The following is a 14,892-nucleotide window of genomic DNA, read 5'->3' on the forward strand; positions in this document are numbered from 1 at the left end:
GGGGCAAAGTCGAGAACACAACCAATGATCTATCTGCACCTAACTCAACGTCTTTCATGTGACTCAGTTGGTCAAGTGCAGACAGATAATCTGCTTCTATATCGCCGAAACCGTGCTCTTTGATTCAGCTAAAGCTTTGGATAGTAAGTCGCAGATAAAGTCGCGCATCGAAAGACACTGAGATTCATGATGTAGGAAGAAATGATCGCCAGGCAAGATTTTCTGGCTAAAATCAGCGCCAGCAACATCCTTCCAATTTTTGAGTGACGCAATGGGTACTTCCGGATCATCTGTGGAACCGAACACCTGCATCCCGCACTTCATGGAGCCAAGCGGAGGGAGTAATGAACCTCGTTCGCTGAGTTCAAAGTCCGCACGAATAATCGGTAGGACCATGTTCATAAACTCCCTGTTTTCCAACAACTCTGGAGGTGCACCATTAAGTGAACGCACCTCTTCAATTAACGCTTCATCACTCAGGTGCGCCCTCAACGGAGCTGGGTCGGGGCAAGTTGGAGCATGCCTTCCTGATGGGAAAAAACCAAGTAACGGGTGTTCGCTTTCTATGATGTGAGCGATGCGATAACCCAAAGCTGCCCCAAGGCTATGCCCAAAAATAGCCCATGGTCGTTCAATGCGTTCAGCCAATTCATCAGCTAATTGTATGCTGAGTTCAGTTGGGCATGTCATCAATGAAGAGTTCAGACGCGAACCTCGTCCTGGCAATTCAACAGGTCTGACTGAGATCCAGTCGGGAAACATAGCGTCCCACTTACTGAATACAGCGGAGCTGCCGCCAGCATAGGGTAAGCAAAACAAATCAATTTCCGGATTGGTTTTGACGTCCGGAAAGGGTAAACAGGTCATGGATTCACCTTTGTACTGTGCTCACTACGAGCAATTTCAATAGCACGCCAAACGGCGCTCAATGTTGGATTTTCAAATAGAGTTGCCAAGGGTAAGCTTATGTCGAACTTGAGCTTTATCTCTCTGATCAATTGAACCCCCAGCATGGACGTTCCGCCTTCTAGGAAGAAGTTCGCCTCAGTGTTACAGGGCTTAGAACCTAAAATTTCTGCCCAGAGGGTTGCGAGCGGAGCAAGATCCTCATCATCTAGAGTCGCGCTCTCGGTGCACGTTTCACTGCAGTTTGTCGCCGATGTCAGTGCTTGCTCAGCCAGTTTTCGTAATGCGGTTTGGTCGCGTTTTCCATTCACATTCAATGGCATCGCATCGATTCGGAACACGTGGCTTGGCACCATATAAGCTGGTAGCTCACCACGTAAGGTATGGCGTATCTCCTCAGCATCAAAACCATCTCCCGTGCACAGTGCCACCAGCACAGGTTGGTCATTATTACTTTGGACCACCATCACTACAGCACTCTTGATTGGATCTTGAGCAAGCAGGTGAGATTCCACATCGCCAGCTTCTATTCGATGCCCGCGGAGCTTAAGTTGAAAATCCAATCGCCCAAGAAACTCTACCGAGCCATCATCACGCCATCTTCCAAGATCGCCAGTTGAATAGAGTCGTCGGCCACTTTTGTGCGTAATAAAACTGGATTGAGTGCGCAGAACATCATTGTAATAACCGTCAGCGAGCCCCAATCCTTCAATGTAGATTTGTCCCACAACCCAAGGTAAGCAAGGAGTACCATCCTTATCGAGCACATGTAACTGTTGACCTGCAAGACCATAACCATAGGGAATTGAACGCCAATCGTCCCTGATTTCTGTAACAGAAAAATAGTTTGACCATATTGATGCCTCAGTCGCACCACCGAGAGAGTAAAAGTGCGTTTTCGGCAGATAATTCAATACTTGCTTCGCAAGAGGCATTGGAATCCAGTCACCACTCAGCATGATAACTTTAAGGCTGGTTAACGCTTGCTGACTGAACTCTTTTCCTTGTAAGAACGCCATTTCGAGCAACGCGGGGACGGAGTTCCAAACGGTGACTCCGTTTCGCTTACACTGCTCAAGTATGATCATCGGATCTGGAACTTCCGCATCGGGAGGAATGACGATAGATGCTCCTGTAATGAGCGTACCCCAAATATCGTACACACTGAGGTCAAAGTTCAGCGCAGACAGTGCCAATACCTTATCTTCCGAATGGATGGAAAAGCGGCGGTTAATCTCATAGAGGGTGTTTAAAACCGCTTCATGAGAAGTGGCAACCCCCTTCGGCTGGCCAGTAGACCCGGATGTGTAAATGACATAAGCCAACGCTTCTTTTGAGCTTATATTCGGCTTCTCAAGTTCAGGATATTCGAGCAAATCATCAACGCTTAAATCACCGGTTTGTTCTCCTATAATCAATTGAAGACCACTCTGCTCAATGATCGCCTTCCGACGGGCATCAGGTAAGCGAATGTCCATCGGCAACCATGCTCCTCCAGCGAGTACAATACCGATGACACTGATGATTTGTTGAGAACCTTTGGGTAAGGAAACCCCCACTAGGTCACCTTGCTTTACCCCCGATAAAACCAAGCCTTGAGCAACCGATAGAGCTTTTTCCGCCAGCTCTAGATAGGTCATTTCACGCCCTTGCGAATCAATCAGCGCGACAGCGTTACTCGATCGCTGAACCTGATTCAAAAACGCCTGCCCCAAGTTACTTTCTGCAGAAATCTCAGGCAGCTCGACTAAAGGTTTTAGATCGCTCTCCTTAAGAGCGGCTGGATTAACACTTAGCCAAGCTCGTTCGTTATTAAGTAATTCCGACAGTGCCCATTCAAAACGTTCGAATAGCGCCTCTGGTAACCCTTTTTCAAATACGCCGTCTACGTAATCCCAGTAGTACAAAAGACCATCCTGATCTTCGACAACTTGGTGGTCCAGCCAAACTTGTGGCGTACGGAGTTCACTGGATATTGGACGGAACATCTCTTTTAATTTGTTCGGCATGCCTTCGGCGGCTTGTTGCGATATCCCACTCGTAAAAACAAAAGGCACCGCAGGCTGGTTTGGGTCGCGGGTTTGTTGTAATCGCCTTAGTAGAGAAACCCCAGACAATGACGCGTGCGGCAACCGCTCAGCAAACATGGCTTGAACGGCTTTCGCCTGTTCGATGAAATGCCCCTGACCGTCACTGGTCATCAAAATGGTATTACTGTGGTTTCCGACGACCAAGCCCATTTCTGCATGATCAAAGGGACGAAAGTTAGTCAGCATGTTGATAACGAAACGTTCGTCTTGGGACCACAATCGGAGCACAGAAGCATAGAGCGCGAACATGACAGCGTTCGGGGTCGTACCGTGCGCTTGTGCCTTTTTCTTGATTTGAGTCCAACCCTCAAGCCCCAAACTGCCGCCCAACCGAACGAATTTCGATTGTTTAGGCATTTCTCCTCTCATTGGCAACTGTGGTGCTTCGGGTAAGGATTCCAACGCCTTAGACCAATATGACTCTGCCTCCGTTGTGTCTAGCGCGCGTAACGCCAGCACATAGTCTCGGTAACTAAGCTGAGGTTTCGTCAGTAAGGGTTGACCAGACAACGCAGACAATAAGTCGTGAAAGAGTCGCGCAAGTGAGGGGCCGTCCATCACGATCAATCGCACGGCAAATATTAATCTATCACCTTCTGGCAAATGTAAGAGTGCGGCTGCCATGGGTGGGCCATCTTGCAATGATGGCAACACTTGCTCAGGAAAATTGTCTGCAAGCTCCACACACTTAGCCTCGGCATCTTCCTGACTCATCGACCGAAGTGAATGACATTGAAGATGGATAGGCAACTCACCGACGGGCATGATCTGCTGAGTACCGTCTTCTTTAAAACGTGTACGGAGAACTTCGTGCGCACTTTGCAACTGATGCAGCGCAGACTGAACACGCTCCTCCGACAGATCTTTAAACTCTACATGGTGGACGTAGCACGCAATTGCCGACTGGACATACCCGCCATGCTCTCCGACCCAATAAGCTTGTTGCAAATCCGTTAATGGAAATGGTTCATAGCGCTCCTGAGGATTTGAGGCTATTTGCGGTGCTTGCCTTCCAGAACTCAGCGCTGATATTAAGGCACTTTTATGCGCTTTCATCGCTTCAAGTAAATTGGCGTCCATAGCCCCTTTCGGGGCTTTAAAGCGTAATTGACCTTTCTCAACCCAAAGTCGGATTTGACGCTTTTGAGCCTCTTCGCGCAGCTCTTGAAGAGACTGCGCTTGGGGAAGCGGTTCTTGGGGAGACTGAGCTTGGTTGGATAGTGTTTTGAGTGTATCCATCAAATCACCCCCTCTTCGAATGCTTCTTCTTCAATATCGAGCTCTACAGGTAAATCCCCCATCAACACAGCCTGATCACATAATCGGGGCGTTTTGACAAGCGTCGCCAAATCGAGATAAATGCCGTGTTTGTCTTGCAATAAACCGCTAAGACGAGTCAACAATAAGCTATCTCCCCCTAACATGAAGAAGTTGGCGTCCGCCGTTTCTACAGGGATGTTAAGAGTGTCAGACCAAGCACTTGCCAACAAATGCTCCTTATCTGTCGTCAGTGCCAAACCGCCTGATTCAAGCGATTCATGGTGACCTGATGGTTTGATTTCAGTTGCGAGTTTTTGGCGATCAACCTTACCGTTAAGCGTAAGTGGCAGCTCCAACAAATGGTGCCAATGCGCAGGCTGCATATGTGCAGGCAACTGGTTCTTTAACAAGCTTTGGATTGATTGAACATCCAGCGAACAGTCACTGCCGCTGTTTTGCCCAAGCAACACGTGATAGTTCATCGCTTCGGTGTCATGCCCCGCTTTAGGGAAGCACGTTGCTTTCGCAAAGCCAGCGCGATTCATGACTTGTTGCCAACTCGGTGCCGAAATCATCGGTAAGCAAGTTTCCAGCCTTTCATCAGCGTAATGCGTCAAACCTTCAACAAACCCTAGACTTACCAACTGGAAACGAGGGTTATTTGTTCCTTCGACAAGTAAGAGTGCACCATCGGGCTTGAGCAAGGCACGTAGACGTCGGCTTGCGGCATTCAGGTCTTCGGCATCGTGCAATACGTTGGCACCGATGACGAGGTCATATTCACCATACTGATACCCCTGCAAACTTGGCTCTTCATTGATGTTATACAAGCCATAATTGAGCTGAGGGTATGCCTTAAAGACATCCGCGGCGTTATCCAAAAAGTAAGTGGATAAATCGGTAAAGTCATAGATGAAATCGGAGCTAGGCATGTTGGCCAATATTTCGTGGGTCACGCTTCCGATACCTGCGCCAAACTCTAGAATGCGCAACGGTCCTGAGCGATTGCTTAAAAAGCCTCCTGCGACTTTACCTGCAACACGGTTGAAATGCGTGGAAACGGGGTTTTCTCGGTACCAACTTTCAGCAAAATCGGTTTTACCGTCCTCAAACATTAATTCCAGCGGGTTGAAACTTCCATCGAGCAGGGCGCCACTTCGTTCAATACAACGCGATATTAACGACCAAATACGTTGAGTATGCTCAGGTCCCGTCTCTGTGTGAGCAACAATCTTAGCGAATTGGCGATCATATTCTTCCGCGTCCTTAATGCGGTGCGTCGCCTTGTACTCACCCTTTTCAAGGACAAGATAACCATCCTCTGTCAGTACTCGAACCCAGCTTTCGAAAAGCTTTTGGTAATGGGGGGAAACCTTCAGTGCATCCACAAGTGTTACAAACGAAGCTGTATCCCCCTCCGTTTTGAAGAAGTCTACAGCTTGGATCGTACGTAGCATTACCCATGTAGCCAACTGTTCCATGTCGAAATAATGTTCAGCGTAGTCGGCCAAATCAAAATTCTCTGGGAGGTGTTCAATCGCATTGTGCCCATCACCGGAAGCTGTATACCAATCTTGGTCAGTGACTGTACTTGTGACTTCGATTGATTTCACAAATCCGTGTAGCTGACGTGTGGGCTCACCCGCGTAAACAACAACCGCTTCACTAACCTGTGGATGTTGTTCAATCGCGGCTTCAATTTCTCCCGGCTCGACTCGTAAGCCATTAATTTTTATTTGGTTGTCTATACGGCCAAGGATATCCAATTGACCATCTGGTCTTAACACGCCCATGTCACCGGTGTAGAACAGAGGTTCACCCGTTAGAGGATGTGGTCGATACTTTTCTGCTGTGCGTTCTGCATCTTTGAGATAACCCAATGAGCGAGCCATCCCTCCCATACAAATTTCGCCCACAACATTTGGTGGACACTCAATTCCAGCCGAGTTGAGCAACACACACGTCTGATTTGGCAGAGGGCGTCCATATGGAATACGCGACGAATCCTCTTCGATATTTTGAATTCGGTAATGAGTAGACACGATGGCCGTCTCTGTCGGTCCTCCGATAGAGTGAATGTCGACCTCCGGCCAAACTTTTTGGATTCGACGAACTAACTCTACGGGAATCCAATCTCCTCCCATCATGATATGACGAGGTGAAGGTGGGACCGAATTTTGTTGTTCAATGGCGTCAAGCAGCATAGTGATGAACGCTGGCACAGCATTTAAAATGCTTGGCTTGTGTTCATGCATGAGCGATAGCCAATGCATGGCATCGTAAGCTCTGTCTCTTTCTGGTAGAACAACGGAACCACCACTCCCAAACATCGCAAACAAGTCAAACACCGACATATCGTGGTGGAAAGCACACATCGATAAGGTACGGTCATCAGGACCAAGATCTAGAATATTCGCCAGTTGCTGCAACGTATTTAGAGGGGCTTCATGGTCCAGCATGACCCCTTTAGGAATCCCTGTACTGCCTGATGTGTAGATAATGTACGACAGCTGATCACTTGTTTGGCGTGCTATCGGTTTCTCTGTTGATTCATCTGTCAGATTCAATCGCTGTACGTTGCTCACAGAACAAGGCACCGACAACTCAATATCCGCCAAAGTAAGAATCGCAAACGGTTCGAGATCAATCAGGATCTGCTCTAGACGCTGATTATCAAAATCGGCGTTGATAGGCGTATAGCAACCACCAGCCGTTTGAATCGCCAGTGCGGTAATCACGGCTTCAACACTTTTTGGCATGACGACCGCGACAGGTTCCGACGCCGATAGACCCATATGGATAAGGTGGTTGGCAAGTTGATTGACTCGGGCTTGCACTTCTTGGTAACTGAGCGATGAATCGTGGGTGAGTAATGCCGGCCTTTGAGCCATCTGCCCCGCGCTTTTATGAAACGGTTCAGGCATGAGTGTTGGTAATTGAGTGTCGACCACTCGATTCAGCGAGCTAGAAATGGCTTTCGCCTGATCACTACGCAAATCAGGGACTTGTGCTGTCCAGAATTCTTCCTCTTTTGCTAGCTTGTCCAATATTGAAGTGTACGTTTCGAAGAGCCCTTCAATCATTGACTTTTCAAAGAACTCATCAGCAATGAACCACTGTGTGAACAATGCCCCATTGGATTCCCTCGCCTGATAGTCTAACCACACTTGAGGCGTCTGGTTAACCTCGAAGATTTGATGGCGCTGCAATTCCCATCCAGGTTGAGATGGATCATTAAAGTCCATGCCGATCATCGACGTAAATACAACGGGCATTTGAATCGCATCGGCACCTTCACCCATATGACGTCCCAAATCTCGCATCACGCGGATACCGTTGTAGTCGCGGTGCTCAAGTGCTTTCCATAACGATTCTTGCGTGCGTTTGGCGGCGTCAATAAACGTTTCGGTGGCATCGACAGAAACGGGGAGCAACATCAACGAAGTGAAATCACCACATATATCCATGACTTGAGGATGCACATTTTTTCGGTTGAAGTACGTAATATTGAGTGTGAATTCAGAGCTTTTGGCGTAAGACGCGATGGCATACGTATACGCAGCCAGCATCGCTCCGCTAGGTGTTATCCCGAAATCACGCGCTCTTTGCTTGAAGACCTCCCAAGTATCACGTTCAAGTACGTGATCCAGTGTCCTAAACGACATCTGCTCGGAAGTGGATTCTTCACGAATCATTGGCAATTCTGGCGCAGGTGGAATGTCGTTAAGTTTATTTTGCCAATACTCTTTGGCGCTTAACCAGCGAGGTTCAACTTCGCGCGCCTTCTCTACCATGATGTAATCGCGGAAACTCAAGGTTAGCGGTTGGAACTCAGTATCTGGATTTAGCAAGAGCGTATCCAATTCACCAAAAATCACACGTAAACTTTGGATATCGAACACCAATAGGTCCATATCCAAATGAACACGGATACCTCCATCCCATTTTGAAACACTCAGCTCAAACAGAGGCCATGTTTGTGGATTAAAGACCTGATAACTCATGCGTTGGCGCGTATTTGCCAAGTGGCTTTCTCGTTCCTCAACTGAAGCGTTACTCAAGTCTGTAACTCCAACTTGGTAGTGCGTTTGGTCGCTGTGCGGCAATATTCGTTGAAGACCATCTCCAGTGATCACACAACGCATCATGTCATGTCGAGCAATCAGTCGATTCCAAGCAGTCTCTAATTTGTCTATATCCAGCTCATCGAACTGAAGTTCCAGATATTCATGACAAGACACGCTGCCTAAGTTCAGATCATTGCAACGCCCTAACCAAAAAGCTTGCTGCAAATCGGTTAAAGGGAAGGGTTCGTATGCTGCGGCAGGATCCGCAACAATGGTACTCTCGGCCCCGCTGGTGGTGCTTTGAGAGAATTCAATATCGTCTTTTTTAAGTTGTGAAGCGATGTATTGGCTTAGTGCCGTTATCGTACCGTGCTCGTAGCCAGCAGTCGGTGGCAGATCCATACTGAAGGTTTTGTTGATCACCTGAACAATATCTAAAAAGATCAGTGAGTCCACACCTTGGCCAGTCAGCGAGCCATCGGGATCCAGTTGATCGGAACTGTATTGAAGCCGCTGACAAATCAATTGATGCAAAAATTCAGCAACCGTTTTTTTGGCTTCTTCAGTACTGAGGTTGTCTAGGCTGATCAGGTTATTCCCATCCGTTGCCGCGGGTGTCGCTGCATCGGTTGATTCAATGGTAAAGATATCTTTGAGATATACAGATGTCGCCGGAAGTTTACTGACGACTTGCCCTAATACGTTGGCATCATAAAGAATAGGAGTAAGCCCCGACTCATTGTGCTGAATCAGTTGCTCCATCACGGAAAACGTCTGTTCTTTTGAGAGTGCTACCATGCCAGTGTCATTAACACTGGCAACATATTGGGCGTCTCTTGATAGCTGTAGCTGACTCCATGAGACTGTGAGAGCAGGCACACCATGTTGGCGCAAATACGCTGCGTATGAATCCTGCCAAGCATTTGCCGTCGCGTAACCGCTGGTACCTGAAATAGCCATCATGCTACTTAATGACGTAAACATACAAAACAGTTCAAGAGGTTGATTCTCAAACACGCGGTGTAGGTTCATACTGCCGATAAGTTTGACAGGCAAAGAGCCCTCGAACGCACTGCTGTCGTCCAGAGGATGCAATTTATGCGTCCCCGCATGCGCGGTATGGAACACACGACTTACAGTCACGTCCAATGCGTCGAACGCAGTGCTCAAAGCGTGCTCTTCCACAAGACTGGCTTGCAGTACATGCACCGTCACTTCTCGGGTTTGCAGGGATTGAATTAAGGCTTCCTGTTGTTCGTTTAAAGCCTGTCGCACAATAATAACGAGCTTATCGCAGCCTTTCTCAACCAACCATTCCGCAAGCCCAAGCCCCACGGCGCCCAAACCGGCTATCACCGTAAAGTGTTCACTGCGCCACTCCATAGGTTGTTGAGGTGATCCCACCTCTTTGCTGACAACGTCTAAAGTGTAGAGCTGATTATTTTTCAAGCTCAAGATAGGGCTAGGCTCATCAAGGTTCGACAGTATGGACACCAATGCGCTATCCACCGCGCACTCATGAATATCCAAACAATGAAGAGCGAGCTGCGGCTTTTCGTTTGCTAAACTGCGATTTAAGTTTTGGAAAGGCCAAAGCAAGTTATCACTATGTGGGCTATTCCCAGCACTTACTTTTTGAGCTGAACTTGATAGCAAGGTGATGATGCGGCACTTCGGGTGCTGTTCACCATATTGCCCTAGCTGAACGAGCTGTTCTCTTGCAGCCGTCAGCGTTTGTGCTGATGCCTCTAACGCCCAGTCCAAGGTTAAAGATCGGGTATCCACTATCCGATCACACTCTTGCACGCTCTGAACGGTATCGTAAATGTCACATTGATGACCTAAAGCACTTATCTCAACATTTAAGCTGTCAGCCCATTTGTTGTTTCCGATGATCGCCCAACGAAGTTTACGCTCATCATCAAATTCAGGTTTTGGTGCGACATCGTTAGTAATGGGCTGCCATTGCCATCCCCAGAACTCCATGCTTTGGGCTGGCTCTTTTTGTTGTTTCCCATAGCCACTGTGCTGCCTTGCCGCAGGATAATGGATCGGAGTGGATGCCCAACAATGCGTATCCGAAAAAACCAACGGCGGCATTTCAGAGAACGGGACAGCTGTGTTTTCGTAGTATGCTTCTAAAGGTTGCTCGTAACCCAAACTGAACAACTGCGCGACCAATTCGTGGCTATGCTCATAACCCACTTTGCCAACCACACACTCACTGTCAAAAACGTCAGAGTGTTTGAGTAGCGATAAGAAGCTGCCATCTGGGCTTATCTCGACCACAAGATCAGGCTCTTCCTTGGCAATGGATTCTAATGTGGGATGAAAGAGTACTGGACTGCGCAATTGCTGAAACCAATAGTCGAGCGTAAGGTCGCCGAACTGGACTTCTTCTCCAGTCAGTGTGGAGTACATGCAGACGTCACTCTCTTCTTCTGCACTCTCTTCTTCTGCAGTCGCTTCTTGCTGCAACGTAAATTGGAGAAAGTCGTTACGAATCGCTTCCATGGTGGAGGAATGGAATGCTCGATGCACGTCCAGTTCTTTGTATGCAATCTGCGATGCATCCAAACTTTGAATAAGACGTGAAACATCGCTATCACGGCCGCTGAGAGTGAAACGGTCAGCGCTGTTGATAGAGGCAATAGAAATGGCTTCGTATGCACTTAACACTTCTTGTAACTGCGCTTCAGGCAACTTTATCGCTAACATTCGACCTTCATCGGTTTGCTCTTGCATCAATCGCGCTCGGTGCGCCACCAATCGAACAACAGACTCGACGGAAAAATGTTCAGCCATGACACAAGCCGCAAACTCACCAATAGAATGCCCTGCAACAAAGTCCGGCTCTACCTCCCAATCAATCAGCAGTAAACCCATCGCATACTGCCAAGCGAATAAAGCGGGTTGTGTATACAGTGTTTGATTGAGCTTTTCAGCGAGGTGGTCATCGAACATGACCTCTTTTAGGTTGGCAATACCTGCGTCGCTAAACAAGCGGTCGCAATCATCAATCGCGTCTCTGAATACGGCATACTTTTCATAAAATGCCTTTCCCATTCCTGGTTTTTGGCTGCCCTGCCCCGAGAAAACCCATGCGACTGTAGGGTTCGTTTTAACCGTTTGGACGGTGGCATTCTTCAGAGCTTTACGAAAATCTTTTTTGCTTTTTCCGTAAAGTGCAACTCTAGAGGGGTAATGGGTTCGCTTTAATGCAGCAGTCTTACATTGAGATGCAAGTTGATCGTTTTCAAGGCTAGAAACAAATTGGTTTGCCTGTTCAAGCACATTGCTTTCTTTATGGTTACTGACCGCCAGTATTTCAAATTCATCCGAGCTTGTGTAATTCACCACAGGTTCTTGCTTTGGTGGCTGTTCTACGATCATATGGCAGTTGGTACCCCCAATACCAAAAGAACTTACCGCTGCAATTCGAGACTGAAAACGGTTAGGCCAAACACTGCAGTCATGCGCTAAATAGAATGGGGTTGTATCAAACTGAATACGTGGATTTTCCGGTCTGCAATGTAGGCTTGGCAATATCAAACCGTCTCTTACTGACAAAATCGATTTGATCAGACTGGCGACCCCAGCAGCGGTATCGAGATGACCTACGTTACCTTTTACTGAGCCAATGGCGCAGTTTTGGTTGGGCACATCGAACGTGCTGTAAACTTCTGAAATGGCTTGGACTTCAATCGGATCACCAAGGGGAGTCCCTGTACCGTGCGCCTCCAGTAAGCCGATATCTTTTGGATCGACGCCACTTTTTTTCAAAGCCATTTCTATGGCTTTTTTCTGTCCAGTCTTACCGGGTGCGGTATACCCCAGCTTGGCTTTTCCATCATTGGAAATCGCAGAGCCCTTTAACACCGCGTGAATTTTGTCACCGTCTTTGATTGCATCATCCAAACGTTTGAGCGCGACAATACCTAAGCCATTACCAGCGACGATGCCTGTACCCTCTTCGCTGAAAGGACGGCATTTCCCATCATTCGAAAATATCATGCCTTCCGATGCTCGGTACCCAACCCCTTGCGGGAACGAAATGGCTACCCCACCTGCAAAGGCACTGTCACATTCTCCACTGCGCAACGACTGACAGGCTTGATGCACCGCGACCAGTGAAGTTGAGCAAGCCGATTGCACTGTCAACGCTGGACCGTTTAAGTTAAGAAAATACGACGCTCTTGTGGCAAGGTAATCTTTGTCGTTACCCATCAATTGTTGGAAGGATTCAGACTCGGTTATTTGCTCAGGACGTATTGGTGAAAGAAAGGCTTGGTACGTACTCTGACGACACCCCGCAAAAATACCAATGTTATCTTCATCTCGCGTCAGGTTAGATACGTCTAACAACTTGCGGCATTCCGCCAAAAATAACCGGTGCTGAGGGTCCATCAATGAAGCTTCTTTAGGCGAAAGAGAAAAGAAGCCGTAATCAAAGTTCGCGACATTCTCAATGAGCGTGCCGGCATTAATAAAATCATCATCTTCGAGCAATGAAGGATCTATCCCTTCACGCTCTATTTCTTCAGGTGTTAACGGATGAATAGAATCGTGACCAAAAAGAAGGTTTTCTCTGAATGCTTTAACGCTGGGGGCATCAGGGAAACGACAAGTCATTCCAATCACAGCAATGGGCATATCGGGCTTCATTTTAATTACTCTCCGGAAGAAAATGTGATGTAGCCAAGTAGGTCACCGATTAATGCTGGTACTGGATTCCCATGTATTTCGATAGAAAATTTGGCTTTTGTGGTCAGTGAGTTATCTGGGTTCTTTACGATTTCCTTCAGAGTAAATACCCCTCTAACGCGACTATTGACCGGCACTGGGTTGATGAACCTGACATTATCGAAGCCATAAACCATGCCAGTGGCGTTACTAGGGAATTCAGGAAAACACTGCTCGCGGAAATGGCTAACGAGGCTAAGTGCCAACAAACCATGAGCAATGGTGTCGCCGAATTGGGACTCTTGCTTTGCACGCTCTTGATCGACATGAAGCCAATATTCATCCAATGTGGTTTCGGCAAATTGATTGATCATTTCCTGCGTCACCGTCACCCAGTCAGAGGCATCCAGCTGAACGTCCACTATTTCTTCAAGCTCGCTGATAGCCGCCTCAACATCGGTCTTAGCAACTTTGGCTGTACTTTTTGGAGTGGCACTTTTTCTTGTTTGTTCAAAGGCTTTACTTGATTGCTCTGCATAGAGATCGCTAAGGACGGATGCAGCACCTTCCATCAAAAATTTTCCAATTTCAGCGACACCGCGCTTTTGCCAACTTTCTAAAGAGCTGCCTTTGACGATCTCATTGAATGCACCCATCGCAGGTCCACAGTGGATCTGGTAATCCCCTCGACCATTCTTTTTGCCCTCAAGTGCAACTCGCGTTGTGTGCACGAAGTACCACTTAAATACCAATGCCATTTTGGTTTTTGGATTGTTTGCAGCCGATTTTAGGACCTCGGGATTTGCTTTTTGGTAGTGGTTGCTCGTCTCTTCCCAAATGTCCGAGATCGACTTGCCGAAATATTGCGTTTCAAGCTCATCTATAATGCTAGGAGTGAGGGAATCAAGACTGTCGTATTGGGTATAAAGCTCATAAAGCCTATTCGCTCTTAGTGCAAACATGCTGCCTTTCTTGACCACTTGTACCTTAGCGCCCATTTCAAAAAGGTCACCAGAAGGGGCATAAGTTGTGTCTTGAACACTGAGCGCTTGTAAGATGTCTTTCACTTCGTAGCTGATATTAGCTTCAGCAGAGCATTGGTTAATCGAGCCCGTTACTACAAAGTCCGCTCCCATGGCAAAGGCACCCGCGATTGCATCTGGAGAACCAAGCCCTCCAGCGGAACCAACCAATATTTTTTCTGAGGCATTCCTTTTTGTGAGTGATGTTGCCAAAGATTTAATCGCAGGGAATTGCGCAAAGGATATACCGCTGTCTGTGTGGCCAGCAGAGTCAGATTCGACGCATATTGCACTAGCAAGAGGAAGTGTTGCGGCTAACTCAGCTTCTTCACGGCTGATTAGCTTAGTTTCGACTAGGTTTGAAAGTACCGACTCTGGCACGGGCTCAATAAAGCTTCGAGCCACTTCGGGTCTTGATAATTTAGCGATGACCCTGTTTTTACGTATTACTCGACCATCAGTACCGCGTCTTAGCCCATTGCAAGCGTATCGAACGAGTGCAGGAGAAAGCTCTACGTATGAAGAAGCTTCAACAACACGAACATCGTACTTAAGCAATAAATCAATCGTTTTATTTTCGAGCTCAGGGTTGTTATATGAAGGTAAGATATTTGCACCGTAAGGTTCAAACATAGAAAGAGAATTGGATATATAGTCTAAAGAACTCTCGATTTCCTCTAAGCGCATCCCCCCTGTACCCAGAAAACCTAGAAAACCAGAATTAGCCAGTGCAACGACCATCTCTTTACTGGCAATACCTTTGTACATGGAGCCACAATAATATGCATATTGTGTAGAAAAATATTCTTGGAATGCCGGATTACCAAGTGTTTCGGCAGTAATTTTCATTAATTAGACCCTTTA

4 protein-coding genes are annotated in these 14,892 nt (G+C 47.4%); all 4 read right to left on the reverse strand.

Features of this window, described 5'->3' with window-relative positions:
* Nucleotides 1–96: 96 nt before the first annotated feature.
* The 4 genes from LDO37_RS16775 to LDO37_RS16790 are packed head-to-tail and all read right to left on the reverse strand — an operon-like array spanning nt 97 to nt 14,877.
* A complete protein-coding gene (locus LDO37_RS16775) occupies nt 97–867 on the reverse strand; it encodes a thioesterase II family protein (RefSeq protein ID WP_126610174.1) in 771 nt (256 codons plus the stop codon).
* Entirely contained in the window at nt 864–4,235 is a 3,372-nt protein-coding gene (locus tag LDO37_RS16780) for a non-ribosomal peptide synthetase (protein WP_126610173.1), read from the reverse strand. The genes LDO37_RS16775 and LDO37_RS16780 overlap by 4 nt, the downstream gene beginning before the upstream one ends.
* Entirely contained in the window at nt 4,235–12,988 is an 8,754-nt protein-coding gene (locus tag LDO37_RS16785; protein ID WP_126610172.1) for a non-ribosomal peptide synthetase/type I polyketide synthase, read from the reverse strand. Before LDO37_RS16785 ends, LDO37_RS16780 begins: the two co-directional genes overlap by 1 nt.
* 5 nt (nt 12,989–12,993) lie before the next feature.
* Nucleotides 12,994–14,877, reverse strand: coding sequence for a PfaD family polyunsaturated fatty acid/polyketide biosynthesis protein (locus LDO37_RS16790; protein ID WP_126610171.1), 1,884 nt, complete (start codon nt 14,875–14,877; stop codon nt 12,994–12,996).
* Nucleotides 14,878–14,892: the final 15 nt, after the last annotated feature.

This window comes from Vibrio penaeicida, assembly GCF_019977755.1.
Taxonomy (GTDB): Bacteria; Pseudomonadota; Gammaproteobacteria; order Enterobacterales; family Vibrionaceae; genus Vibrio; species Vibrio penaeicida.